Source organism: Pseudomonas sp. ATCC 43928, from assembly GCF_005938665.2.
In the GTDB taxonomy this organism is placed as follows: domain Bacteria; phylum Pseudomonadota; class Gammaproteobacteria; order Pseudomonadales; family Pseudomonadaceae; genus Aquipseudomonas.
In genome coordinates, this window is the sequence record NZ_CP041753.1 from 5,377,717 (window position 1) to 5,403,559 (window position 25,843).

Annotated in this window: 28 protein-coding genes and 1 pseudogene; 2 read left to right on the forward strand and 27 right to left on the reverse strand. The window is 59.0% G+C overall.

Annotated elements, in window-relative coordinates:
• Nucleotides 1-59: 59 nt before the first annotated feature.
• The 21 genes and pseudogenes from FFH90_RS24655 to FFH90_RS24760 all read right to left on the reverse strand — a co-directional run bounded on the left by FFH90_RS24655 (nt 60) and on the right by FFH90_RS24760 (nt 16,949).
• A complete protein-coding gene (locus tag FFH90_RS24655; protein WP_138866242.1) occupies nt 60-578 on the reverse strand; it encodes a lysis system i-spanin subunit Rz in 519 nt (172 codons plus the stop codon).
• Nucleotides 560-1,123 carry a glycoside hydrolase family 19 protein gene (locus FFH90_RS24660; RefSeq protein WP_138866243.1) on the reverse strand — a complete coding sequence of 188 codons (564 nt, stop codon included), beginning with the start codon at nt 1,121-1,123 and terminating at the stop codon, nt 560-562. The genes FFH90_RS24655 and FFH90_RS24660 overlap by 19 nt, the downstream gene beginning before the upstream one ends.
• Before the next feature lie 703 nt (nt 1,124-1,826).
• Nucleotides 1,827-2,432, reverse strand: a complete 606-nt coding sequence (locus FFH90_RS24670) for a tail fiber assembly protein (RefSeq protein WP_225602968.1) — start codon at nt 2,430-2,432, stop codon at nt 1,827-1,829.
• A gap of 313 nt (nt 2,433-2,745) precedes the next feature.
• Nucleotides 2,746-2,865: pseudogene (locus FFH90_RS30785) on the reverse strand (DUF2635 domain-containing protein); the annotation flags it as partial.
• A 428-nt stretch (nt 2,866-3,293) separates the two neighbouring features.
• Nucleotides 3,294-4,310: a contractile injection system protein, VgrG/Pvc8 family gene (locus FFH90_RS24680; RefSeq protein ID WP_086944774.1), complete on the reverse strand. Its 1,017-nt coding sequence runs from the start codon at nt 4,308-4,310 to the stop codon at nt 3,294-3,296.
• 9 nt (nt 4,311-4,319) lie between these two features.
• Nucleotides 4,320-4,532, reverse strand: a complete 213-nt coding sequence (locus FFH90_RS24685; RefSeq protein ID WP_111454266.1) for a tail protein X — start codon at nt 4,530-4,532, stop codon at nt 4,320-4,322.
• Nucleotides 4,525-4,908, reverse strand: coding sequence for a phage tail protein (locus FFH90_RS24690; protein ID WP_086944772.1), 384 nt, complete (start codon nt 4,906-4,908; stop codon nt 4,525-4,527). Before FFH90_RS24690 ends, FFH90_RS24685 begins: the two co-directional genes overlap by 8 nt.
• Nucleotides 4,908-7,067 (reverse strand): phage tail tape measure protein, encoded by a 2,160-nt coding sequence (locus FFH90_RS24695; RefSeq protein ID WP_138866244.1) that lies wholly within the window; start codon nt 7,065-7,067, stop codon nt 4,908-4,910. Before FFH90_RS24695 ends, FFH90_RS24690 begins: the two co-directional genes overlap by 1 nt.
• Before the next feature lie 128 nt (nt 7,068-7,195).
• Complete coding sequence (locus FFH90_RS24700) at nt 7,196-7,777, reverse strand: phage tail assembly protein (protein WP_138866245.1); 582 nt, start codon at nt 7,775-7,777, stop codon at nt 7,196-7,198.
• A gap of 116 nt (nt 7,778-7,893) precedes the next feature.
• Nucleotides 7,894-8,400: a phage major tail tube protein gene (locus tag FFH90_RS24705; protein ID WP_018926982.1), complete on the reverse strand. Its 507-nt coding sequence runs from the start codon at nt 8,398-8,400 to the stop codon at nt 7,894-7,896.
• Nucleotides 8,400-9,566, reverse strand: coding sequence for a phage tail protein (locus tag FFH90_RS24710; protein ID WP_138866246.1), 1,167 nt, complete (start codon nt 9,564-9,566; stop codon nt 8,400-8,402). The genes FFH90_RS24705 and FFH90_RS24710 overlap by 1 nt, the downstream gene beginning before the upstream one ends.
• 2 nt (nt 9,567-9,568) lie before the next feature.
• The gene (locus FFH90_RS24715; protein WP_138866247.1) at nt 9,569-9,781 is read right to left on the reverse strand and encodes a hypothetical protein; all 213 of its coding nucleotides are present in this window, start codon (nt 9,779-9,781) and stop codon (nt 9,569-9,571) included.
• Between the two features lie 87 nt (nt 9,782-9,868).
• Nucleotides 9,869-10,291, reverse strand: coding sequence for a phage tail assembly chaperone (locus FFH90_RS24720; RefSeq protein ID WP_138866248.1), 423 nt, complete (start codon nt 10,289-10,291; stop codon nt 9,869-9,871).
• A 2-nt stretch (nt 10,292-10,293) separates the two neighbouring features.
• On the reverse strand, nt 10,294-12,201 hold the full coding sequence (locus FFH90_RS24725; RefSeq protein WP_138866249.1) for a phage tail protein: 1,908 nt from the start codon (nt 12,199-12,201) through the stop codon (nt 10,294-10,296).
• A complete protein-coding gene (locus FFH90_RS24730; protein WP_138866250.1) occupies nt 12,202-12,837 on the reverse strand; it encodes a phage tail protein I in 636 nt (211 codons plus the stop codon).
• Entirely contained in the window at nt 12,834-13,829 is a 996-nt protein-coding gene (locus FFH90_RS24735; RefSeq protein WP_138866251.1) for a baseplate J/gp47 family protein, read from the reverse strand. The genes FFH90_RS24730 and FFH90_RS24735 overlap by 4 nt, the downstream gene beginning before the upstream one ends.
• The gene (locus FFH90_RS24740) at nt 13,826-14,158 is read right to left on the reverse strand and encodes a phage baseplate protein (RefSeq protein ID WP_018926989.1); all 333 of its coding nucleotides are present in this window, start codon (nt 14,156-14,158) and stop codon (nt 13,826-13,828) included. The genes FFH90_RS24735 and FFH90_RS24740 overlap by 4 nt, the downstream gene beginning before the upstream one ends.
• 10 nt (nt 14,159-14,168) lie before the next feature.
• On the reverse strand, nt 14,169-14,780 hold the full coding sequence (locus FFH90_RS24745; RefSeq protein WP_138866252.1) for a phage baseplate assembly protein V: 612 nt from the start codon (nt 14,778-14,780) through the stop codon (nt 14,169-14,171).
• A gap of 3 nt (nt 14,781-14,783) precedes the next feature.
• Nucleotides 14,784-15,296, reverse strand: a complete 513-nt coding sequence (locus tag FFH90_RS24750; RefSeq protein WP_138866253.1) for a hypothetical protein — start codon at nt 15,294-15,296, stop codon at nt 14,784-14,786.
• A gap of 47 nt (nt 15,297-15,343) precedes the next feature.
• On the reverse strand, nt 15,344-15,694 hold the full coding sequence (locus tag FFH90_RS24755; protein ID WP_064620035.1) for a phage holin family protein: 351 nt from the start codon (nt 15,692-15,694) through the stop codon (nt 15,344-15,346).
• Between the two features lie 520 nt (nt 15,695-16,214).
• The gene (locus FFH90_RS24760) at nt 16,215-16,949 is read right to left on the reverse strand and encodes an XRE family transcriptional regulator (RefSeq protein ID WP_026286486.1); all 735 of its coding nucleotides are present in this window, start codon (nt 16,947-16,949) and stop codon (nt 16,215-16,217) included.
• A 199-nt stretch (nt 16,950-17,148) separates the two neighbouring features.
• Here FFH90_RS24760 and mutS point away from each other — a divergent pair, with 199 nt between their 5' ends.
• Together mutS and fdxA are read left to right on the forward strand one after the other, a co-directional pair.
• Nucleotides 17,149-19,728 carry a DNA mismatch repair protein MutS gene (gene mutS, locus FFH90_RS24765; protein WP_026286487.1) on the forward strand — a complete coding sequence of 860 codons (2,580 nt, stop codon included), beginning with the start codon at nt 17,149-17,151 and terminating at the stop codon, nt 19,726-19,728.
• 142 nt (nt 19,729-19,870) lie between these two features.
• Nucleotides 19,871-20,194 (forward strand): ferredoxin FdxA, encoded by a 324-nt coding sequence (gene fdxA, locus FFH90_RS24770; protein ID WP_007940535.1) that lies wholly within the window; start codon nt 19,871-19,873, stop codon nt 20,192-20,194.
• 488 nt (nt 20,195-20,682) lie between these two features.
• Here the strand turns inward: fdxA and rpoS are convergent, their stop codons facing one another.
• The 6 genes from rpoS to ispF form a co-directional block, all read right to left on the reverse strand.
• Nucleotides 20,683-21,690: an RNA polymerase sigma factor RpoS gene (rpoS, locus tag FFH90_RS24780; RefSeq protein WP_007940534.1), complete on the reverse strand. Its 1,008-nt coding sequence runs from the start codon at nt 21,688-21,690 to the stop codon at nt 20,683-20,685.
• Nucleotides 21,691-21,797: 107 nt separating this feature from the next.
• On the reverse strand, nt 21,798-22,655 hold the full coding sequence (locus FFH90_RS24785; RefSeq protein ID WP_138866255.1) for a peptidoglycan DD-metalloendopeptidase family protein: 858 nt from the start codon (nt 22,653-22,655) through the stop codon (nt 21,798-21,800).
• A gap of 211 nt (nt 22,656-22,866) precedes the next feature.
• On the reverse strand, nt 22,867-23,502 hold the full coding sequence (locus tag FFH90_RS24790) for a protein-L-isoaspartate(D-aspartate) O-methyltransferase (protein ID WP_173861137.1): 636 nt from the start codon (nt 23,500-23,502) through the stop codon (nt 22,867-22,869).
• 41 nt (nt 23,503-23,543) lie between these two features.
• Complete coding sequence (surE, locus tag FFH90_RS24795; RefSeq protein WP_018926998.1) at nt 23,544-24,293, reverse strand: 5'/3'-nucleotidase SurE; 750 nt, start codon at nt 24,291-24,293, stop codon at nt 23,544-23,546.
• Nucleotides 24,281-25,339 (reverse strand): tRNA pseudouridine(13) synthase TruD, encoded by a 1,059-nt coding sequence (gene truD / locus FFH90_RS24800; RefSeq protein WP_138866256.1) that lies wholly within the window; start codon nt 25,337-25,339, stop codon nt 24,281-24,283. Before truD ends, surE begins: the two co-directional genes overlap by 13 nt.
• The gene (gene ispF / locus FFH90_RS24805; RefSeq protein WP_018927000.1) at nt 25,336-25,809 is read right to left on the reverse strand and encodes a 2-C-methyl-D-erythritol 2,4-cyclodiphosphate synthase; all 474 of its coding nucleotides are present in this window, start codon (nt 25,807-25,809) and stop codon (nt 25,336-25,338) included. Before ispF ends, truD begins: the two co-directional genes overlap by 4 nt.
• Between the last annotated feature and the right edge of the window lie 34 nt (nt 25,810-25,843).

Sequence of the window (25,843 nt, forward strand, 5' to 3'; positions counted from 1 at the left end):
AATGAGGCCTACCGTACACGAGCGAATCGCACTTGCAAGGTTCAGGATCGATCAAAATGTTAGTGAGCCAGAGCCCTGACATAGGCCTGACAGGCCTGCAAGGCAATCAATCCGCTGTCACCGGCGTCGGTGATGGCGATAATTCGTTGAGCATGCGCCGGGTCAAGTCGGGCTCTCGCGGCGCCATGATCCACGCCGCCGGTGCCGGAGGCAGCTGGCACTGCACAGGTTGAGGCAGCGTCATGGGCATCGAGGAGGACTGACAGGCGCACATCAGCAGTGGCAAGACGATCGCGCAGGCGACCTTGATCACGTTCGGCATCGCTAAGCGCTCGATAATGGGTTTGTTCACTGGCCGACAGTCGCTGTTCAAGCGCCAGACGCTTGTTTTGTTCGGCCTGTTGCTCGGTGGCGGTCGCCAGAGTCAGTTGATTAAGGCTCTCGGCGTGCACCCTGGCCTGTTCCGCCAGTTGCCGGCCGTAGCGCCAATCCTGAAACTGCCAGGCCAGCGCCGCCGAACAACCGGCCAGCACCAGCAGACCGATCAATCGCCAGCCGTTCAGACCGAAGACTGGCATAGCACCGCCCTCGCCCGCGCCCAGATTTCCAGGCGATCCTGCAACCCGTTCAGCCCACCGTTGATACGGCGAGTGATGCTGTTGAACTGGTCGCGATCGGCCAACTCATTCAGGCCATTCTGCTCCCAGAACCAGGCGGCGGACTCGGCCGCCCATTGCGGTTGCTCCAGCAATTCAGGCAGAGCCAGCAGACGTTCGTCCCCAAACAGGCCGAGACTGCATTGGCGGTAGTTGTTACGCCCGGTGATCTGGATCAGGCCTCGGCCACGGTATTTTTGACCGTCGCCGTCAGGTTCCGGAGTGTTGCCCAAACGGGCGGCCAGGGTGCCGGTGTCATATTTGCTCAGGTATTGCGTGCTGCCCAGTTCGCGTACGTACTGCAACTGTCCCGATTCATGGCCGACTTGCGCGAGGAAGGCGGCGATGCGTTTCGGGGTGTTGATGTTGCGACGAGACATGGCTGTGTTGAGGGCAGAAATGAAAACGCCCGCTTGGGAGCGAGCGCTGGGCATAACGATCTGTAGTTGTTGCTGCGTAACTGTCATATAGCCCTAGGCCCTGACGCGTGTCTGGTTCGTGTCAAAGATATCCAGCCAGCCAAAGTGGCGTACTGGGTCGTTGCTCGCTGACAGGAAAGAACGACCCTTGCGGCCAATCCCGCCTGTACCTGATCGAAAAAATTCCGGGCTTTCAGCCGGCAGCCCTGTTTGGTACCGGTCCCCCGACCAGGATGACCATCGCACCATCGCCGCCCACATGGGTGGCCACGAGCGAAGAAAAAGCCGTCGGAAACGAGATCGGGAAGGTGATGTAGACATCGCCATTGGCATCCGTGGTGCCGACGCCCCATTGTTCAATGCTTCCACTGGGATACTTCTGGTAACCGACGTTGCCATAGACGCCGGAGAAGGACGAAGCGTACTTGTCTCGAACTGTGGCGCGGTCACAAACAGCTTGTTACTGCGCAACGCCGTCAGCAGTTGATCGTTACTCGCCTCTGACGGTTTGATACCGGCAGCCTCGATGACTTTCAACAACTCCAGAGTGACACCGTTGCCGCAGCTGGCAGGGATCAAAGAACCCGGAGTCCCCGTGATCGGGTTTCCATCGACAAACTTGACGTCCACCAAACTGGCGCTGGGGACACTATTGGGATAGTCCACGGTATGTCCTTCCGTTGGTATTTTGCAGGCAGCCGTGTGCTGATAACACACGACTGCACTTCCAGTTATCAATAAGTTTCAGGGTTTATACGGTTACGCCACTGACAGGTGAAGCCGGCCAGTCAATGATCATCGGGAAGTCCGGTTGCTGTTCAATGTCCATCAACTTGAGCGCATAGCGTTTCCACTCTTGCAGAGTGGCCAGTTGAACACTGGTGGCCTCACCTAGTTCATAAGCGTATTGCAGCGGCGCGACGCGAATAACAATCTGAAACAGACGACTGTCTCGCTGGGCGTTGGCTTGAGCGGTTTTGCCTGTTAGTTCGGCAGCCAAGTCCAGCACCCAGTCATCATTCAACCAAAAATAATATTCGCCGGGACGAGGCTTGAGGGTCAGATAGTCAGGCAACGGGCCCAACTCGAACCAGATTTCAACGCCACCTGTGTCTTTGCGATACGCCTCGCGGTTGCGCAAATCGATCAGTTGCGACGCGGCACCGTTACGCCAAACCCAGACATAGCCAGTTTCGGCGGCCGGTAATGCTTCCGGCAACTCTATGGCATTGCCTGGCAGGACAACGCCCACACCGGGGATCACCGGCAACTCCACCGGACCGACGAGTTCCTTCGTTGTTTCAGAAACATAGTAATAAACCATAAACACCTCTATTGAAAAATCTTGAGCATCCATTAAAAACGCAGACGAGCGTTAATTTCAGATGAATTTTATTCCGCCTGGGTAGGCGACATTTCGTGAACGCGCTTCTATACCTCCGGTAACTACGGTAACTTGGGTAACTTCGGTAAAACCAAGACAGCTCGGAACTTGATTGAATAGAGCATCGGGAGCGACTGATCCGGCACCTGAGGGAACACCCAACATGTCGCCTTTTAGTTCATGCCTGTGTGACTTCAATATATCAACTTGCCAACTACCAGCCATTCGAGCCGGCACCGAACACAGACGCGCCAGGGTTCTCGCCAATGATATTTGTTGGGGACATTCCCTGTGGTTTCGCCGCGTTCACGGCTTTGGTAGTGATATCGCCATCGGCCAGACGTCGACGCCACCAGGCGTTGTCCGGCACTTCACGGCCCTCGAGGGGCAACAGATCGCCGCCGTCGTAGGCAGTGTCGCTGTAGTCGCTGCCGGGCTTGAACCCCACCAGCGCGCGCCAAAGTTCGGCGCGTAAATCGTGCAGTTGATCCAACGCTGCAGCGGCGTCCATGGTGTCGAGCACCAGGGTGACTTCGAAGCGGTCGCGGATCGGTTGCAGCATCAGGTTTTGCGCCACGCTTTTGCTCGCCACATCGGTGATGGGGACGACGTAGGCGCAAGGCGTGGCGAGCGGGTTGCTGGCTTGCAGGGTGGCGAGGTCGATGCCCGCGGCCACACGATTGGCCAGGGTCGGGCATTGCGCACGCAGCTGCGTGAGGATCGGCGTGATCTTCATGAGGGCGCTCCAGGATCGAATGAAATGAGTGAGCAGCGACGCAGTTTTTGTAGCAGCTGCCGAAGGCTGCGTTCGGCTCGGGGTGATTTCGGACTGTGCTATGCCTTGGCGTCCAGGCAGGTCGCGTCAATCTTGCAGCGATAGCTTTTTTCCCGGTCGCCGGTGGCGGTGACCTTGTCGATCGACCATCGACCACGCATGAAATCCGGCCAGGTGGGGTCCAGCAGCACGACCCCTTCAGCGGACAACCCCGGATTGCCAGGGCATTCGATCGTCACCTTGAGTGCTTCGCGCATCATCCGGCGGGTCTCGCCTTCGGCGGCGGCCCGGGCATCGTCTGCGCTCTGAAAACGCTGGCGGAGGGTCTTGAACGGTGCGATGCCACTCTCCTCGACACGCACTTTGCCGGCCGCCGCGTCCCACCAACTGGTCTTGCAGCCCTGGTATTTCGCCCGGGCGGTTTCATCCAGAACGGCGGAGATAAAGGCGTGATCCCCTGGGCGATTGTTGCTCGTCACCGACAGCTTTATGGTCGGCAGAACTTTGCCCGATAACGATTTCGCCTGACCGCGCCGTGCCAGCACATACAGCTCGTTGACCGGTTTGGCGACGGCGTCATGCAGGTAGGCCAATCGCGTCAGAAAACCCATGTCGGTTTCGTTGGACTGGTCGATGTGCGCGATTTTTATCAGTGACAGGTCCGGGGCCACACGAGGGGAAAACCCGTGCCTGGACGTCAACTGACGAAACAGCGCACCCAAGGTCGTCGGACCATGGCTGACCGATCGGCGCTGTTTGAACCCGGTCTGATCCGCCGCACTGAACGGCGCCGCCGTGGCCACCAGCGTCAGACGCAGAGGGAACAGCGTCGGCGTGCGTCGGGTAATGACGAACTCGCCTTTATCCACCAGCCCCGACTCCAGATAGCCGACCCGCAGACCGATTTTCCCGCCCAGGCTGGGCAACCCTTCAAGCCCATCCAGACTGATCACGAGCGTCAGTTGATCGGACTCGATCCCCGCTGCGTCGATGTGCGTCCAACTGAGCAATCGTTCGTTGAGCAGCGCAGCGTTTGCGCCGTAAATTTCTACCGCAGGCGTGAAACCCAGTGACATGCTGCCTCCTTAATCCCAGGCCGAAACCGGTGTGGGTGCGACGGGTTTCGAATCCACTTCCGGCAGCACAACCCACACACCCGCCGGCAATATCGGCCCCCATTCGGCAAGCTCCGGATTAAGACGCCAAAGCACTTCCTCGGTGGCATCGTCACAACGCTCAAGCTCGCGGTACAGCAACAGATTCACCGAATCACCGGCGATACTTCGAACCCTACGCATTGGCGAACTCCGTCAACTCGATAATCCAATCGACCACCATCGCGGTGCCGTCATCAAGGATGTTGTTTTGGGTTTCCGACACCTTGTTGATCTGCCACAGGCCCCAGTTGCGGCCGATGCCGTCAACCAAGGGCAAAGGGATGCGCAGCGCCTGCAAGGCACGCAGCTCATCGAGCCGATCCATGGCGGTCGCGTACATCGACTTGCCTGTTATCGTCAGCCCTTGCAGGCCTTGGCCGACCTGACTGGATTTGGGTTTGCTGGTGAGGATGTCGATGCTTTTCCAGCCGCCGTCCGAGGTGTGCAGCAGGGTGTGGTAAGCGAAGTTTCTGGACAGGCCGAAAATGAAACTGCCGAGTGCCATTTGCTGACGCATCACGTACCTCCGTCAGTCAGGGCCGCATCACTTCGCATGGCGAGTGAGTTGGGCATGGTCATGAGTCCGAATTGACCCGTGATCTGTTGCACAACCAGATTCGCCAATTGACTGGCGCTGGCCTGATCCTGGCCGTTGATGTAGATGTTCGCGTTAACCGTGTTCTGCTGATTACTCGTCTGGGCGTTGGTCAGGTCTTTGCTGACCTGATCTGGCGCGGCGAGCTTGTCGGCGGGCGCGGCGAGTTTTTCACCCAGCCACTCCCCTCCCCAACTGCCCGCCACACCACCCAACAAACCACCGATTACGCCACCGACCGCCGTGCCCAGAACAGGCACCACGCTGCCGATCAGGGCGCCAGCAGCAGCGCCGGCATAAGTACCGGCGAGCCCGCCACCGGCCGAGCCCAGCGCCCCGCCGACCGCTTTGGTATCACCGGCCTGCAAGCCTTTGACGGCATCGTAACCAGCACTGAGCAGCATCAGCGGCGCGACCCGTCTGGTGACTGCCGAGCCCATTCTGGCGGCACCCAGCAAGCGACTCCCGGTCGACATACGTGGCAGCTTGGTAGCGCTTTTGGGGATGGGCTTGATCGCGGCTTTTCCAGGAGCTGCGCTTTTTCCGGCCCTTGCGCCTCGGGATTGCTTTTTGCCCTTACCACCGCGTGCCTTGGCATCGGCTGTCAGATCCCCCGTTTCGGGAATCGGTCGCGCACCTGCCAGAACCAGAAGTTTTGTCGCCGCGGCGGTGATGGCCGAGGCCATCGCAACCTTGATTTCAGCACCACGCGCCAACGCAATGGCTCCCGCGAGCACCAGTAATCCTGCAGTAGCTTTCGGTTGTGCTTCAGCAACCCCGCTCAAGCCATCGGCCAATGCACCGAGCGACACCATCAAACCATCAGTCAACGGCGCCAGGGCATTGCCGCCCGCCGCAAACATCCGGTTCTTACTCGCATCCAGCGCATTCCAGCGCCCTTGCGAGGTTTCACCCAGCGCCTCGGCGGATTTCGCTACGGAGCCGTTGAATTTCGGCAACGTCCCGTCGGATGTTCGCTCGGACACCAGTAAAAACGCCTTTTGAACGTCTTCCGGTTTTTTCAGCAGTTCAAGAATCGCCGCGTTATCACCGAACAATGTCTTGGTCAGTGACTGCTGTTCTTCTGCTGGTTTTTTCTTCAGCGCTTCAAGCACCAGGTTGATCGTTCCCGGTGCGTCCTTGCGCAGGCCATCAGCCAACATCCCGGGATTGAATTTGCCGTCCAGATCAGACCAGGCCTTGCGCTGTTCCGGTGAAGCCGCGCCCCCCTTGGCCAAAACCGTGGTGAAGCCTTTCAAAGCCTCACCGGCACCGGACTTGTCCGCGCCGCTGTTCAAGAACGCCGCCGCGAGCGCCGCCATCTGTTCCGGCGTCATTCCCGCGGCGATGCCCGCCTCGCCACTGCGTTGCACGACAGAACCGATGTCTGCCGCTTTGACATTCAGACCGCTGTTGCCGAGATGGTTGGTTGCATCCGCCAGACTCAGGCTTTGTCCCCGATCCAGCTTCATCGAATTACGCCAACCCAACAGCATCTCGCTGGCGGCCTTGACGTCGAGATTGAACGCCGACGCCGTCACCGCGCTATCTCGGGTGAAGTTCAGCAGTTCGTCCTGCTTTTTAGCCGGGTCGAGCCCGTCCCCGATACCTGCCTTCGCCGCCGCCAACTCGACCTGGGCCAGTTGAACCGCCGTTGCCCCGCTCGGAACAACCTGCTTGTCAGTGGCCATTTTCAGATTAGCCTGCGACAGTTTCTGCAACTGGACGTTGTCCAGTTTCAGCACCTGGTTGAGCTCAACCATCACCAACTCGGTCGCCATCGCCGACTTGAGCAAATCCGGTGGCGTGCGCTGATCAACCTCAGCCTTTAACTTGGACTTTGGCTCACTGCTTGCCGCAGGCACCGAAGCAGTCGCCTTGAGCAGCGACTGCTGCGACGACAGGGCAATGTTCAGCAACGCCAGTGCTTCGCGAAGTTTTACCTGTTCCGACACCAGCAGACGGATGTCGAGGCTGGCCGTGGTCAGGGCCAGGTTCAGGCCCGACGTTTCAGAGGCGCTGCCCAGTTGCGGCAATTCGATGCTTGCCGCACCGGACAGCGAATACTTACTGCCTGCCATCCTGCTCTACTCCTGTTTCACGCCAAGGCGAGTGATCGCAATGTCGTAGCGGCGCAAGGCCTTGCCGGCGTCCCACTCCAGAATTTCCGCCTCACTTACCGAGTAAATGAGCGGCACCACATCGAGGATTACTTCGATGTCGCGCTCCGAAAGAAGTCCGCCGGTTTGTTTAAAAAATCGTCGATGCGTACCTGAAGCTGTGTCCAGTCGGGCACGGTCAGCAGGTCCAGATCGGGCAGCATCAGCCCGGTGCAATGGGCGGTGATGAACTCGGCGCGTTCTTTGGCCGTTTTCAGTTTCTTCATCGCTTTGGTCGCGCGCAGCACCGGCATTTCCAGGGTCAGCGAGGTCATGCTGCGGCCTGCCACGTTGAGCGGTTGCAGCAGTGACACTTGATCGGGGTCTACCGATTGTTCGCCCTGCGCTTGCTGTTCCAGAAAGTACGAAGCAGGGCGAGTCGACATCTCATGCACGTACTGCGCGATGCTCACGTAGTCCGGGCGTTTGAGCTGGTCCAGTTCCTTGACCGACAACCCCGTGGCCAACTTGGCCAGCTCGAAGAACTGATCGTCCTCATCATCGCCGGCACGGGCCAGGGCCTCTTTCTGCGCGGCGTAGTACAACGGTTTGAGTTGGATCTGCTCGATCTCGGATCCGTCATCACCGGTAATCGGCGACAACAGGACATGCTTGGGAGGCATCCAGGACATGTAAGTAATTCCTTGGTGATTCATGAAAGGGGCTGCACAGGAAACTGTTCGCCACAATCCTTGTGGGAGCGAGCTTGCCCGCTCCCACAGGTTGTGCGTCTTGGCTGGCCTTGGTGTTACGGCAGCAACACGGCGCGGCGGGCATCACCGAGAATGTCGACGCCGTTGAGCACGAACTTCTGGGTGCGCACGTCGACATCGATCACCGGAACGCCGTTTTCCAGGCGGTTGTAGGTGCGGCAGGACAGCTCGAGGGTGGTCTTGGGCTTTTCACCCATTTTCACGATGGCTTCTTCGAGGACCTTCAGCTTGCCGCCGACGGTGTGGTAGGTGAACCAGGTGTTACCGTCCTGATCCTGACCGGCTTCACGCACGTTCAGCAGAATGTCGTCGCCCAGCTTCACGCCCAGCGCCAGCATCACTTCGGGACCGGCGCCCTGCAGGATCAACTTGGCGCCCAGGGCCTTGGCGCTCTTGGCCATCTCCTCGACGATGAAGCGGCCGCCGACCATGTTTTCCATGTCGAACTCGATCTTCGGCGGGGTGAACTCTTCCACGGTCGCCGACAACGGCAGGCCTTGCAGGGTGGCCGCGATGGCCTGTCTTACGCGGTTGGTAAACATTAGAGAACGTCCTCCAGGAACTGCTCGATGATTTCATCGCGGGCGTTGAGTTGATAAATCATGTGTTCGTTCGGCGCGTAGCGGCCGTAGTCGATGACCACGTACCAGGTACCGTTTTTGTACTTCTCGACGCTGTTCAACTCAGGGTGCAGGTACACACTGCCGCCCGGGATGGTTTCGTCGGCGACCAGGGTTTGCAGCCAGTCGTTGATGCGCTTGACCTCCTGATCCATGAACGACTTGGTCAGGTTCTTGGCCATGGCCTTCTGACCGGCCTTCACCAGCTTGCGGCTGATCGCATCTTCAAGGCCCACGTAGCTGATGAACTTGCCGGTGACGGAGCGGTTACCCAGCAGCGAGAAGCCGCCGAGGATGGTTCGGGCGTAGTAGCTGATGCCGTAACGGTTGAGCAGATCGCCTTCGGTGGAGGTGTCGAGGATGTTGTATTCCACGACGCGCGAAACGTCTTCGGCGTAGGTCACCTGGTTGCCCGGGCTCTCCCATTGCTTGACTTTGGCCAGCGCGGCGATGGCCAGGCTCGACGGTGCCAGGAACACGTTTTTCTTCGCGGCCTTGGAGTACACCGACGGCATGTTGTGCACCAGCAGGCAACGGTCGAAACCGAGGTCCGCACCGCCCAGCTCCTGGCTGTAAGTCACTTGATCGGCGACTGCGGCATCCTTGCCGTCGAGTACCACGCGAGCCTTGATGCGTTTGCCGAACGAGGCGAACTCACTGGCCACTGCTTTGGTGCCGGTGAAACCCGGTGCACCGATAATCGTCAGGTCTTCCGGTACACCGCCAAGCGCGGCCAGGCCCAGTTTGCGACCGGTCACTGGCTCGATGCCGCCGATCACGTTGTTCACGGTGTCGGCCGGGGTCGCGCCCTCTTCGACGATGACCACGTAGACCGGCACCTTGACCACTTTCAGGATCTGGAACACCGCATGGAACAGCGTGCCCGATTCAGTGCCGGTCGGATCCAGCAGTGCCTGGGTGGTGAAGCTGTTGATGCGGAACGGCGCATTGCGCGGAATCAGCGGATCCGCTTTCGGCGCGGTGCCGACCAGACCGATGACGTTGTCACCCAGGCCACCCATGGCCTCGGGGGATTCAGTGGCATTGACGGTAATGCCGTTGTGCTCGAAGTTCAAAACCTCAGCCATGGTTATTCAGCCTTCTTGGCAGCGGCCTTTTTGGCCGGGGTGGTTGTAGAGGCCGATTCGACGGCCTCGGTTTTAGCGGTCAGCTCCAGGCGGCCGGCGGTGCGCAACGCACTGGCCTCCACATCGAGCAGGTCGAGTTCTTGACCGACGCTCGACCAGTGGCCACCTCCAGTGGGGAATGGGAGGAGCACGGTGTAGGTTTGGCGTAGTGCCATTTGGGTTTCTCCAGAAATGAAAAAGCCCCTTGAGGAAGGGGCTTTCAGGTGTTGAGGAAAAGAAAACGCCCCGGCGGTGCGGGGCGTTTACTGGGTTTGCTTGACGATCCAGGCGGGTGGTACCGGACGGAACTGTTCAGCGGGAAACTCCTGCTGTTCTGGCCAGTCGCGCAACATCTGCATGTAATCCAGCAACCCCGAATATTGTTCCGACGTGATCGAGGGCGGCCGGCTCAGTTCCTGCTCGTCTCGGTAGCGGTCACGAATCCATTGCACCCGCAGAATTTCGCAGTTCCGCCAGGCTCTCTCCGTCGCGGCCAGATCTTCGGGTGACGGATCGACCAGCATCGGCAACCCGTCAGCATCATGACCGCGAACCTTTCCCGGCACCGGATTTGCCAAAACAGCTTGATAGTGCTCCTCGGCAATGGGCTTTGCGTCCTCGGGCATTTGCGTATGAAAGCCCTGGAGATAAGTGCAACCGGTAGATTGGCTGTAAAATCGCTGCATGTTCAAACTCCAAACCCCCATGCCCGGGAAGACGCGCTAATCACCCCCCAGTTATATAAATTGATACCCGTGGTTGAAACGGCACCGGGCACGATATTTCCCGCCGAATTGTTAGAGGCTACCCCAACAGGACAAGCCCCCCCAAAAAGACACGCAGCTCGGAAAGCAATAGGCCAAGCAACAGACCCTGATGCACCCGCTGGAATATTACCGACAGTGGTCCACTGGATAATGAAGCTGAACATCCACGTAGGGAAAATGATGTAGCCGTTAGCGTTAAGGTTGGCCGTAATCCCCCAACGCATTTTTTTAGGCGTAATAAAGGTAGTGTCATCGGCTCCGACATCCGCCTGACTCTGTGTAGCGACCTTGGCTGTACCCTGATTGGTTTCAGTAGCGGGAGCAGCCAACGCAGCCAGCGCGGCGATATCAATGTTTCCCTGATTGATCGGAGCATTCCAGGCCTTGATGCACCACATAACCGCCAAGTTGCGCGGACGTGCCTCGCTTCCACCGGAGTTAACCGTGTTAGTGGTCGCGACCAACTGCGCGCTGTCCCCCCCCGTAGCGGCCAGGTATCCACCCTCAGCTATAGACTGAGCGACACCATTAACGACGCCAAGTGCTGACGCCCCATAAGGGTCGATGTTGGCTTTTGCAACGTCAAAATAACGGTGGTTGTGACTTTCGTTCTGGCCTACTTGATAGCTGCCAATGCCGCGCCCAGCGTCAACACCGCGTCCATGGTCCCAACCGCGCAAGAACTCGCCGCGCGATTCTGGCAAACGGAAATTACCCGCCCCTTCATCCCCCTTGTTGAACGCCGTACCGAAGAACGCTGCCAGATCCGGATAGACCGCAATGCTCTTAACACTGCCGTCGATCTCCATAAACCCGGGCGCAATCTTGTTCACGGGGAACGCCACCATCGCACCGACCGGCAGCGCCGAAGCCACGGCGATCATCGCCTCGATTTCAGCCTTGGTGTACGTATCCTTGATACCAAACCCGGCCAGCGTTTCAGGGTTCGAACCGCCGGTTGCCCGGCCATACTTGTCCACAGTCAGACTCTTGTAAGTCCCCGGCTGAATCCCCGTCCGCCCGGCCAACATTTCAAACGTCAGCGCCGTCGTTCCCAGGGTAATCGGCCCGTTGGTGGTCAGGTGCCACAGCGAATCACCATTCACCGTGCCCTCTTCGACCATCACAGTCAGGGCCGGGGTAACTTTCGCACTGGTGCTGGCATCGCTTGCCCGCATCCAGTCGCCATTGCTAACCACCCACAAGCCGTTATCTTTGGCCAGCGTCTGGTTCGGCAGCAACACCCGATCCCCCGCCACCACCGCAACACCGTCAATCTGCTGAGCACCATTCAACACCACGTTGCCGGTTGCCGCGACACGCACAGACTGCTTGCCGTCGAGTTTGCCAAGTTCTTCGGCGAGGTAACTCATGACCCACGCCCGCGTCGCCTTAACAACCGCGTCGTCAATCAACAACGTCACCAACGCCGCATTACTGGTCTCGAAAATCGAACGAATGTAGAACTCTTTCCCCGAGCCCGAAGTCGCCAGCACCGGCTTGAACGACTCCGGATACTTGACGATCGCATACAGAATGCCGGTATCAGTCCAGATCCCGGCCTCACGCACATACCAGCCGCCCACTTCAGGCGGGATAGTCACTTCGGCCAGCAACCAACTCGGATTATTCTCATCCTGGAACAGTGCATTGAGTGGCCCGCGCCACACTTCGCGTTTCAGTGCCGTGGCAGTGGCAGCCGGGTTGTAAACCGCGCCGCCGCCGTCACCGACGGAAATCTGCGACAGCTTGATCGGTGTGCCCGCTGCCTTGCAGGCGGTTTCGTAGGCGATCCCCGCATTGGTGAGCAGGGTGTAATAGTCGGCCATTTAGGACCCCTGAGGATAAATAGTGGAGGTTTCGACGGTGTAGAGCCCAGCGGCCATGAAGGCCTGACCCGAGGCTTCAAGCCCTTCGATGACGATCGGATAAACCGTGGTCAGCTCGCCGCATACGGTGGCGGCGCCGATGACGTGACTGCCGAATGCGCTCAAGCCGACGGAAACCTTCAAGGTGTCGCGTTCGCTTTTGGCATCGGCCAGGCGTCGGTCGAGACGGGCGTCGATTTCTTCGCTGTAGGGCTGTTCGGTGAAGGCCCTGACGGAAAAGCTGTAAGGCGGGCCGGGTGGTGTTTGTTCGTACCAGGCGCGCACCTCAGGCATCAATTGCAATCCCTTGGCCGCGTTTTCCAGTGCTTTTCGCGTCCCGGCCTGCCGTGCGGTGGGCCAGGCCAGTTCCACCGTCAGGCGTTTTTCCGCCTCGGTCGCCTCGGTGCTCCATTCGCTGACCCCGCGATCCGCGCCCAGGTACGGCAGGAACGCCAGCGGTGTTTTGGCGGGGTTCATCAGTTCGGGGAACGGCGGGTCGATGCGCTCAAGCAACCGGGCGAAACCGAGATCAAGCGCCCTTTCCAGCGGTGAGCTGTTGGCCGGCAACAGGCTCGGGCGAGGTGTGTCGTCACTCATAACGTATCCACCTCGACCTCGACGCCCGTGCAATACGGCGCTTGAAAAGCGCTCGTCACAATCGGCGCTACCGGCTCAAGGATTTGCAGTTGAACCGCCCCGGCGCTGTGCAGCGTGTAGTCGATCCAGCTCGGGTCCACTCGCCCTTCCAGGCGATGACAGGCATCGGCATACGCCTGCAGCTGCTGTTGCGCGGCAAGCTTGGTCAGCCCTGAATCGGGGCCCGGGTTGATCTTCGCGATCACCCGGATTTTGTAGTTCTTGATTTGCGCGCCCTGCACGGTAACCAGGTCCGTTTCGGGCCGGACATCAGGCCGGGCGAAATGCTGGCGAACACCGTCAAGCAGCGCTTCGGACGGCGTGCCATCGCCCTCTCGGGAAAGCACCGTAACCGTGACTTCGCCTGGCGCGGTCCGGCGCCCGTTGCCGTCCTTGACCTGTGCGACATAGCCGTCCGGGTCGAAGGTGTAAGTGACCGTCACCACACCCGCCGCTGTGGTTTCCACCTTCACGACAGGCCGTTCGCCAAGGGTGAAGATCTCGCGCCGATACTGCATCCGCGAGCCCGCCGCCGGTGCATGGGGCGCCAGGTAATAACGCAACCGGGCGTCGTCATCGCTCTCGTAGACCGGATCGATCGGCGGGAATGCCGCCGGATCGCCCGGGTCCAGCAACTGGCGCTCAAGCCCCATGTCCGCGAGGCGCGCGTCGAGGTTGGTGCTGGTGGCCCACCACGCCAGCATCTGCTTGATGCGAGCGTTGTATTTACGTTCGTGGGTTTGCAGCCGCACACAAAACGCCTCAAGGGCCAGGGTCAGCAACTCGCTTTCGTTTTCCAGGCTGACCGCAAGCTTGGCCGCGCTCTCGGGGGAACGGGCGCCGACGTACTCGACAACGAAGGTCTTGAACTCCGCGAGCAGATCCTCGAACGCTTCGACCGTGACGATTGCCGGTTCGGCCAACTGGTTCTGGCCAGGTATCAACATACTCATGCCACCACCTCGAAGGTCTGTTGGCGGTTTTTCCAGGTGCCGGCGAAACGCAATAACAACCCGGCACCGTAGCGGCTGGCCACAATGACCTGCGGCTCGAAATCGTCGATGCCGTTGTACTTGTTGTAAAACGCTTGGGCGGCATGGCTCTGGGCGAGAATCAGCAGGTCGTCGCCGAGGTTCTGCCCCAGCAACTCAGTGAGTGCGCAACCATACAAAGGGCGCTTCTGACGCGTGCCCAACGGCGTGGTCAGCGCCCGGGTGGCGCGCTGCACGAACTGCAGCCAGTCGTCGACCGTTGCGCCGGTGTTTCTATCGATTCCGATCATGGGAAGCTCTTTATGCAGTACTGATGACGCGACCCTGGTGATCCACCAACGGGCCGCTCAGATGCACACCGGAAGCGTCGAGCCGCAGGCCGACGGCGCCCAGTTGCAATTCGATGGCCTCAGGCCTCATCGCCAGCCTCGCCGGGCCGATGTTCAACTCGAGGGATTCACGGGAACCGGTGAACGCCGCAGGGCCGTTCTTCCAGTGCAGGACATGACTGGCGTGGTCGTAACCGTTTTCCGTGCCGTCCTGATAAAGGCGACGCGTCAGCGATGCCTGTGTCGAGACGGGCGGGAACTGACCGCCGTTGAGACCGAACAACGCCACCGACTGCCCGCCGCCCTCGCCACCGCCGTGGTTCAGCAGCAAACACTGCTCACCCACGGAAGGAATCCGCGACTCGCTCTGTACCCCGGCGCTTGGGTTGAAAAACCGGATCGCCGGGGTGAGCAGTTCCCCATGACGGACCTTGCAGGTATTGCTGGCCGCATCGACTTCCTGACACACGCCGATGCGACAGAAACTGTCAGCACGCCGGTGCAAGTCTTCGAGCTCGGTTTCCATCTCGGCCAAACGCTCGATGATCGGCCCCAGTTGCATACGTAACAGCGCATCAAACATGGGTCAGCCCTCGAGTGCGGTGTATTGATCCGGGTCGTCGATGTTCGACACCTCCCAGGTACGGGCAAATTTCGGGATGCCCAACGGGTCTTCGAGCAGCGTCGGGCCGAGGTACAGGGTTTGGGTAAATGAAACGGTCCAGGCGGTGTACTCCCGTGCATCGCTGATGAACGTGGACGGGATGCCATCAATGTTCATCGGCAGATCGCATTGCTCGCCCGGCAGTTTCCAGCGGTTATCGACGACCAGACTTTTCAACTCACTGGCCAGATCGCACGCCGCCAACCCTGCGCCGGGCAACACGGCTTGCAAGGAAACCGTCAGGACATGAGCGATACGTCCGTCGTTGGCACGGATGCCCGGCGCATCGCGTTCGATGGCGATCAACACCCAGGGCAAATCGACAGTGCCATCAAAGTCTTGATGACTCCCGACCTTCAAGCCAGGAATGGCGATACGCAACGTCTCGGCAATGGCAGAAAACAGCTGCGACGGTTTTTCGATGACAGCGGGCATCAATGGCCTCCTATTCCTATGGCAATACGAAGATCAGCGACGCCGGTTCACTGTTGATCGGGGTGAGAATCGCGCGGTGGCACTTCACAAACGCCAATCCGCTTGGCGGCCCAACGTTCGTAAAGTCCGATGGCCACGTCCGCCCCGGCCATCGCCGTCAGGCAGCCAAAGGCGCCGGCGGCCCAGATCGACAGGCCCGCGGCGTACAACAGCATGATCGCCGAGACGCCGCAGATCATGCAGGCCCCGGACCGCAGGGCCAGGCGCCGCAGCAGTGACCAGCCACGGGCGCCCTCCTTGTCGGCGCGCCACATTTCGCCGGACACCCCACCCGCTACCGCGAGGAGGATGACGAGCCAGATCGGCATGTCCAGCAACGCTTGTTGCTCGTTTGTCATGTCACGCCTCCTGGGGTAATTGATGAGTGATGTGTGTTGGATTCAATCGATGTCTCTTGAGGTAGGCATTCCAAAAAGCCCGGAGCATTCCGGGCTTTTCAGTAATGCGCTCCTTCGCCTTCCTTTAATCTTGTGTCAAAAAGGAAGCTGACTTTTCGGCGCTACTGGCGCGGTACGAGTCCATTCAAATTGTTTTTCCGACCGCGGTCCCTGCCCGCCGGATAACTGCTTCTGGTGCTTTACGCTGCACACCCGGGTCAGTTGCCAACCCTCTGAACCGTTGAGGCCGGTTCATCGCTGCCTTTGTGGTGGAACTAAAGAGCTTCGTTTCGAGCCGCTTTGTTGAGCGGCTTGAGACAAAGAATATGCATGAATGCATATACAGTCAATGCATAAATGCATTTATTTATGCATTGAAAATGCACAGACGCATGAAAGCCCCACAAACAAAGGCGTTGGCGGTTTTCGGCAGGCGAAAAAAAACCCGTCGGGCGACGGGTTTTATCTGACAGCGGTGAGGTTAGCGGGCGTACATGCCCCACCAGAAGACGTGACCAAGGATGACGATTTGCTCTTCCTGGATTTCCTGGAAGCTGTAGTCCTCGTCCGGATGCTCATCGCGATTGAAGCTGCGCAGGCGAATCCCGGTCGGCAGGCGATAAAGCTGTTTCACCCGTAACTGGCCGTTGTGGTTGATGGCGTACAGGTCGCCGTCGATGATGTCGCCAATCCCGCATTTACCGGCATTCACCCCCACCGTGGCACCGTCGCGCAGTACCGGCAACATGCTGTTGCCACGCACGGTCACGCATTTGGCCTGGTCGAACTGCACACCGTTGTGGCGCAAGCTGCGCTTGCCGAAGCGCAGGCTAGAGCGCTCACTCTCTTCGATGACGAATCTTCCTGATCCAGCAGCCAATTCAACCTCGCGAAGAAAGGGGACCGACACCTCGTCGTCATCGACAGGCGTATCGTCGTCCCACAGGCTTATGTCCTTGAGTTCCGAATGCAATTCATCACGCCCGGCGCCGGCAGCCGGCGCGACATCCGCGCGGCCCCGCAACTGATCGGTGCTCACAGCAAAGTATTCGGCAATCTTCGAGATATGTTTATCCGAAGGATCGACGATCTTCCCGCTGAGGATGCGCGAGAGAGTGGATTGAGGCACGCCAGTGCGACGGTGAAGCTCCGTGGGGGAGATCCCGTGCTGATCGAGCAGCGCTCTTAAGACGGTAGAAACATTGCGTTTTTGCATAACGCGAATAGTGCTTGATCTTTTTTCGGAAGACAAATGCCAAATTGCATAATTTGTGCATAGACCCACGAAAAATAGCCTTAAGGCTTTCATGCCTGCGTCGGGCGGACCGCCCATGGTAACCTTGCGCCCATCGCGGAAAAGCCGGGCCGATGCCCCTCCTTTGCCCCACACCTTTCAACGAATTTGCCTATATCCGATGAATAAAGCCGTCTCCGATCTGTCCTCCCACACGCCAATGATGCAGCAATACTGGCGCCTGAAGAACCAGCACCCCGACCAGCTGATGTTCTATCGCATGGGCGACTTCTACGAGATCTTCTATGAAGACGCGAAGAAGGCCGCCAAGTTGCTGGACATCACCCTGACGGCTCGTGGGCAATCGGCGGGTCAGGCGATTCCGATGTGTGGGATTCCTTACCACGCTGCGGAAGGTTACCTGGCGAAACTGGTGAAGCTCGGCGAATCGGTGGTGATCTGTGAGCAGGTCGGTGACCCGGCCACCAGCAAAGGGCCGGTGGATCGTCAGGTGGTGCGCATCATCACGCCCGGTACGGTCAGCGATGAAGCGCTGCTGGATGAGCGCCGGGACAACCTGATCGCGGCGGTGCTGGGTGACGAGCGTCTGTTCGGCCTGGCTGTGCTCGATATCACCAGCGGCAACTTCACGGTGCTGGAGATCAAGGGCTGGGAAAACCTGCTGGCGGAACTGGAGCGGGTCAACCCGGTTGAGCTGATGATCCCGGATGACTGGCCGAAGGATTTGCCGGCGGAAAAACGCCGTGGGGTTCGTCGCCGTGCGCCGTGGGATTTCGAGCGTGACTCGGCGTTGAAAAGTCTTTGCCAGCAGTTTTCCACCCAGGACCTGAAAGGTTTCGGCTGCGAGAACCTAACCCTGGCCATCGGCGCTGCTGGCTGCCTGCTCAGCTACGCCAAGGAAACCCAGCGCACCGCCCTGCCGCACTTGCGCAGCCTGCGTCATGAACGCCTGGACGACACCGTGGTGCTGGACGGCGCCAGCCGGCGCAACCTGGAACTGGATACCAACCTGGCCGGTGGTCGCGACAACACGTTGCAATCGGTGGTCGACCGCTGCCAGACCGCCATGGGCAGCCGTTTGCTGACCCGCTGGCTGAACCGTCCGCTGCGGGATTTGACCGTATTGCTGGCACGTCAGACTTCGATCACCTGCCTGCTTGATCGTTATCGCTTTGAGAAACTGCAGCCGCAGCTCAAGGAAATCGGTGACATCGAGCGGATTCTGGCGCGGATCGGCCTGCGCAATGCCCGCCCTCGTGACTTGGCGCGTCTGCGCGATGCCCTCGGCGCACTGCCAGAGTTGCAGGTGGCGATGGCCGAGCTTGAAGCTCCGCACATCATGCAATTGGCGACGACCACCAGCACCTATCCAGAACTCGCGGCGCTGCTGGAAAAAGCCATCATCGACAACCCGCCAGCGGTGATCCGTGACGGCGGCGTGTTGAAAACCGGTTACGACAGCGAACTCGACGAGCTGCAATCGCTCAGCGAAAACGCCGGGCAGTTCCTGATCGATCTGGAAGCCCGGGAGAAGGCCCGCACCGGCCTGGCCAACCTGAAAGTCGGTTACAACCGCATTCACGGCTACTTCATCGAGTTGCCGAGCAAGCAGGCCGAGTCGGCTCCGGCGGACTATATCCGTCGCCAGACCCTCAAGGGTGCCGAGCGCTTCATCACCCCGGAACTGAAAGCGTTCGAAGACAAGGCGCTGTCGGCCAAGAGCCGTGCCCTGGCGCGCGAGAAGATGCTCTACGAAGCACTGCTCGAAGACCTGATCGCTCAATTGCCGCCCTTGCAGGACACCGCTGCCGCACTGGCCGAACTGGACGTACTGAGCAACCTCGCCGAGCGTGCACTGAATCTGGACCTGAACTGCCCGCGCTTCGTCAGCGAGCCCTGCATGCGCATCAGCCAGGGTCGTCACCCGGTGGTCGAGCAAGTACTCACCACACCGTTCGTGGCCAACGACCTGAGCCTCGATGACAGCACCCGCATGCTGGTGATCACCGGTCCGAACATGGGCGGTAAATCCACCTACATGCGCCAGACCGCGTTGATCGTGCTGCTGGCGCACATCGGTAGCTTCGTGCCGGCGGCCAGTTGCGAATTGTCCCTGGTCGACCGGATCTTCACCCGGATCGGTTCCAGCGACGACCTGGCGGGCGGGCGTTCGACCTTCATGGTCGAAATGAGCGAAACCGCGAACATCCTGCACAACGCCACCGAGCGCAGCCTGGTGCTGATGGACGAAGTCGGTCGCGGCACCAGCACCTTCGACGGCCTGTCCCTGGCGTGGGCGGCGGCCGAGCGTCTGGCGCAACTGCGGGCCTATACACTGTTCGCCACTCACTATTTCGAGCTGACGGTGCTGCCGGAAGCCCAACCGCTAGTAGCCAACGTGCACCTCAATGCCACCGAGCACAACGAACGCATCGTGTTCCTGCACCACGTGCTGCCTGGGCCTGCCAGCCAGAGCTATGGCCTGGCGGTTGCACAGTTGGCCGGGGTGCCGAGCGAAGTGATCGTGCGTGCCCGTGAACACTTGAGCCGGCTGGAATCCACGGCGCTGCCCCATGAAGTGCCGACGCCGGCCAAAGGCAAATCCGTTGCGCCGCAACAGAGCGACATGTTCGCCAGCCTGCCGCATCCGGTGCTGGATGAACTGGCCAAACTTGATCTGGATGACCTGACACCACGCAGGGCTTTGGAAATGCTCTATACATTAAAGACACGGATCTAACGCACTTGCCTGCAAGCTGTTAGAATCTCGCGCGGTTTGGGATGCTGCAGGCTCATAGCCTGGCCTGCAGACTATCGCTCCCGAACCTGGCGACCCCGTCCTGAAGGGGCTCCGCTGCCGCCGCCTGAGGAGAAAATTAGAAATGACCTTCGTCGTCACCGACAACTGCATCAAGTGCAAGTACACCGACTGCGTAGAAGTCTGTCCGGTGGACTGCTTTTACGAAGGCCCGAACTTCCTGGTGATTCACCCGGATGAGTGCATCGACTGCGCCCTGTGCGAACCAGAATGCCCTGCCGTGGCCATCTTCTCTGAAGATGAAGTTCCCGCCGGCATGGAAAACTTCATTCAGCTGAACATGGAATTGGCCGAGGTATGGCCAAACATCACTGAACGGAAAGATCCATTGCCCGATTCCGCTGAATGGGATGGCAAGCCAGGCAAGATCGAACACCTCGAACGCTGATTTCCCTCGCGTTCCCGAAAAGGCCCCTTGCGGGCCTTTTTACTTTTCTGCAGGCAAAAAAAAGGGGCGGTTTGACCCGCCCACATTTTTTCCCTATTCCATGTATTCCTTTTCATCGTCCTGATGAATCGCATCCTGCGATGTCCGTTCCCCTCTTCCTTGAAGGGCGTGTCTATCCGTCGACACAGTTCAAATACTAGAGGATTCCCCACCAAGAGCAATCGGCCTCCATGACTGAAATCATCTGTAATATGCTGTTAACTCAATAAAATAATCATATAAATCAATAACTTATAAATACAGCATCCTTCGAATAGACAACTACCAGGGTGTAAAAATAATGAACACTTACGAAAGAGTAAGCAAAGACTTACACCACGAGACTACAAACCTGAGGTGGCGCCAATACCAACGCGCCTCTCTCATCTTGCCGACAACAAAAAGCCCCGAACCAGTCGGGGCTTTTGGTTGACGGTTGAGCGAATGGCTTATTGGAACAGCGACTCACTCGACAGGCCGTTTTTCTCGAGAATCTCCCGAAGACGCTTGAGGCCTTCAACCTGGATTTGCCTGACCCGCTCCCGGGTAAGGCCGATTTCCAGGCCGACATCTTCAAGCGTACTGCTCTCGTGACCTCGCAAGCCGAAGCGGCGTACGACCACCTCGCGTTGCTTGTCGGTCAGCTCCGAAAGCCATTGATCGATGCTCTGCGACAGGTCGTCATCCTGCAACAGTTCACATGGATCGGTCGGGCGGTCGTCGGTCAGGGTGTCCAGCAGGGTTTTATCCGAATCCGGACCCAGCGAGACGTCGACCGAAGAAACCCGCTCGTTCAGGCCAAGCATGCGCTTGACCTCGCCTACCGGTTTCTCCAGCAGGTTGGCAATTTCTTCGGGTGAGGGTTCATGGTCGAGCTTTTGAGTCAGCTCCCGTGCAGCCCGCAAGTACACGTTGAGCTCTTTGACCACATGAATAGGTAGCCGGATGGTCCGGGTCTGATTCATGATCGCGCGTTCGATGGTCTGACGAATCCACCAGGTGGCGTAGGTCGAAAAGCGGAAGCCGCGTTCTGGATCGAACTTTTCCACTGCCCGGATCAGGCCGAGGTTACCCTCTTCGATCAGGTCCAGCAGCGACAGCCCACGATTGACGTAACGCCGGGCGATTTTCACCACCAGCCGCAGGTTGCTTTCAATCATGCGCTTGCGTCCGGCCGGATCACCACTTTGCGACAGGCGTGCAAAATGAACTTCTTCTTCCGGGGAGAGCAATGGGGAAAAGCCGATTTCATTGAGGTACAGCTGCGTGGCATCGAGTGCCCGGGTGTAGTCGATGTACTTGTGTTGCTTTAACGAAGCGGAGTGTCTGGATTTGGCACGAACGGAAGGTGGTGCATCCCCTTCATCATTCGACATCGAATCCATAGCGATGCCGGTCTCCATAAGGAGAACCTCATCGTCGATGTCAAACTCCGGCACTTCTTTACTGAGAGCCATTGTTATAGTCCTTTGGTGAGTTCGACCTCAAGCTCAAGCGGCGCCTTGATCCCTGGCAACGCTGGAGCCTGTTCCCTCTACGTGACGGAACAGGCTTGGCTAACAAATCAACGACGTGGCAGGAACTGCAGCGGATCTACAGGTTTACCTTGTCGGCGAATCTCAAAATGCAGTTTCACCCGGTCTGTACCCGTTGACCCCATTTCGGCAATTGTCTGTCCGACTTTGACCTGCTGCCCCTCCCGAACCAACAGCCTGCGGTTGTGACCGTAGGCACTGACGTAGGTATCGCTGTGTTTGATGATGACTAATTCGCCGTAGCCCCTTAAGCCACTCCCGGCGTATACCACCGTCCCATCAGACGCAGCTAAAACAGGCTGTCCCAAATCTCCGGCGATATCAATTCCTTTATTCAAACTACCGTTTGAAGAGAATTTTCCAATCAGAATGCCATTAGAAGGCCACCCCCAGCCCGTCGGGGCCGGACCGGCAGGAGGCAGTGGAGCGGGTGCCGGTTTGCTGGCGACGGACGGTGCGAGCACCGTTGTACTGGTCGTTGTGCCATTTGCCTGACGCCGAATTACCGTGGTTTTGCTCGACGACGAAGGCGAGGAACTGGACGAACTCACCACCGCTGCCGGCGTTGAATCGTTGCGACCGTCGAAGCGAATCGTCTGACCCGGATGGATCGTGTAAGGCGTAGGAATGTTGTTCCTTGCCGCGAGGGCTTTGTAGTCCCAGCCGTAGCGAAAGGCGATGGAAAACAACGTGTCCTTGGGTCGAACAATGTACTGGCCGGTGGTTACGGCCGGACGCTGGGCGACCGCATTGTTGCGATCGACAACTCCCACGCTACTCGATTTGGTGCTGGAACAACCGACCAGCAAGGTACTCAAGACAAGACCAGTCACCAGACGCTGAAAGCTCGTTATACCCATTCGCTGCGCAACGACTGTGAGACTCACCCGCCGCTCCCTTTGTGGTGGCTGAAAATATGAATTGCCGTGTTTCGGCACGAAATGTCGCAAGTATAACGGGCCGAACAGGCTTTACCTTTAATGAAGCGGATTCGCTTCACGCACACGTTTGCTGCCTGATGATGAATTCTGTTTAACCCATCGATGCCGCTGTAAGACCTGGGCAATCGAAGAGAATTCAGCACGTTGAAACAAATGCTCAGGCCAGCGGCCCGTTGAGTAGTGGCACAAAGCGCACCGCCCCCAGAACACGCCTGGAAAAGCCTTGTTCTTCACGGATGATCAGCATCAATTGTTGAACTTCACCAGAGCCGACCGGAATCACCAATCGCCCGCCCGGTGCCAATTGATCGAGCAGCGCCTGAGGCACGTCGGTGGCCACGGCGGTCACAATGATGCCGTTATAAGGCGCCAGCGCCGGCCAGCCTTCCCAGCCATCGCCCCAGCGAAATACCACATTGCGCAGGTTCAGCTCCACCAGGCGCTCCTTGGCTCGATCTTGCAGAACCTTGATGCGCTCGACGGAAAAAACCCGCTCGACCAGTTGCGACAGCACCGCTGTCTGGTAACCCGAACCAGTACCGATTTCCAGCACCTTGTCCAACGGGCCGGCTTCCAGCAGCAGCTCGCTCATGCGCGCCACCATATAAGGCTGGGAGATGGTCTGGTTATGGCCAATCGGTAGCGCCGTGTCTTCATAAGCGCGGTGGGCCAGCGCCTCATCGACGAACAGGTGACGCGGTGTGCGGCGGATGACTTCCAGCACCTTGGCGTTGGACACCCCTTCTTCATAGAGGCGCTGAATCAGACGCTCACGGGTCCGCTGGGAGGTCATCCCGATGCCGCGGTGCAGAATATCGTCTTGTTCACGAGCCATTAGCGCAGCCCCTCCAGCCAGCCATCGAGACTTCTGAAGGCATCATTAAAGGTGCGATCCAGTTGCAGTGGCGTGATTGAAACATAGCCTTGCATCACCGCATGGAAATCAGTGCCCGGGCCGCCATCTTCGGCGTCACCCGCCGCAGCGATCCAGTAACCGGATTTACCACGCGGATCGACCACTTTTATCGGCGCAGCGGCGCGGGCGCGATGGCCCAGGCGGGTCAGCTGGATACCGCGGATATGCTCCAGCGGCAAGTTGGGAATGTTCACGTTCAGTACCGTGCGCGGTGGCAGATCGAGGTCCGCGTGGGCCTCTACCAGTTTGCGCGCAAAATAGGCCGCCGTGGGAAGGTTCTCCACTTGCCGTGAGACAAACGAAAAGGCAAACGAAGGACGCTCCAGGAAACGTCCCTCAAGGGCCGCCGCCACAGTACCGGAATACAGCACGTCGTCCCCCAGGTTCGCACCCAGGTTAATACCGGAAACCACCATGTCCGGTTCAAACTCCAGCAAGCCGTTAAGGCCCAGGTGCACGCAATCGGTAGGCGTTCCGTTGAGGCTGATAAAGCCATTGGCCAAGGTATGCGGGTGCAACGGACGGTCGAGCGTCAGCGAGCTGCTGGCGCCGCTTTTGTCCTGGTCCGGGGCGATAACCACGCATTCGGTGTAATCCGCCAGCGCAGCATAAAGCGCGGCGAGACCGGGTGCGGTTACCCCATCGTCGTTAGAAATCAGAATACGCATGGGCTGTCCGTCTGCCCCACCGGCACCAGATCGACGAGTTCACGCACCAATACGGTGGCGAAGCATCCGGCCGGGAGGACGAATTCCAGTTGCAGAATGTCAGGCTCGGGATAATGCCACGTCAACCCGCCAATGGGCAGCCGCAGGATGCGACGTTCGTGGCTCATACCGGCGTTAATCAACCAATCGCGCAGATCCGCTTCGCGCGCGGCGATTGCCTGCTCCAGTTCATGGACAGCCCCCGACGCCGGCGAGTCACCTTCGCCCCACTGTGGGCCGGTCGGGTGCAAGTCGAGAATCGCCAGACGCGGGTCACTGCACTCGGCTTCACCTGCCGGGAAGAAACTGCGGCTGTCAGTGAACGCCAGCAGATCGCCGACCTGAGCACACTGCCAAGTACCATCGGCGACGCGTGCCGCCAGCACCTGATTAAACAGAAAACTACGCGCAGTGGAGAGCAGGCGCGAACGCACATTGCGTTGTTCCGGCAGGGCTTTGCGCGCAGCCCAGGCACGGGCGTCGACGACGTTGCCGCCGTCATGCCCGAAACGCTGGGCGCCGAAATAATTGGGAATACCTTGCCTGGCGATCAGTTGCAGACGCTCTTCGATCGCGGCCTTGTCGCCAGCGAATTGAGTCAGGCGCAACGTGAAGCCGTTGGCCGAATGGGCACCGCGTTGCAGCTTGCGTCTGTGCCGACCGGTCTTGAGAATCTTCAGCGTGTCGTTTTCCGCTGCCGACAGATCTGGATCAGCCTTGCCGGGCAGTTGCACGCTGAACCACTGGCGAGTCAACGCCTGACGGTCCTTGAGGCCAGCGTAGCTGACGGTACGCAATGGCACGCCCGCAGCCTTGGCAATCCGCCGTGCCGCTTCTTCGGTATTCAGACCGCGCTTTTCCACCCAGATCCATAGGTGTTCGCCATCGCCACTCAGGGGAATATCGAGGACTTCATCAACCTGGAAATCTTCCGCCGTGGCTTTCAGCACCGCGCTGCCGAGAGCGTCACCGTAGGCCCGTGGGCCGAGCAATTGCGCCTCGTTCATGCGCGCAGCAACAAGGCAACGGAGTGCACGGCAATACCTTCTTCGCGACCGACAAAGCCAAGCTTTTCGGTGGTGGTAGCTTTCACGTTCACTTGATCCAACTCAACTTGAAGATCCGCGGCAATCAGCGCGCGCATCGATTCGATATGCGGGGCCATTTTCGGGGCCTGGGCGACGATGGTGTTATCGACGTTGCCGACTTTCCAGCCCTTGGCGTGGATCAGTGCGACGACATGACGCAACAGCGCGCGGCTGTCGGCGCCCTTGAATTGCGGATCGGTGTCCGGAAAATGCTTGCCGATATCACCCAGCGCGGCAGCGCCGAGCAACGCATCGCTCAAGGCGTGCAGCAGGACATCACCGTCGGAATGGGCAAGCAGCCCGAAGCTGTGTGCAATCCGCACACCGCCCAACGTGATGAAATCGCCTTCACCGAAACGGTGCACATCATAGCCGTGGCCAATACGCATAAAAAAACGCCCCGATTTTTGTCAGGGCGTGATT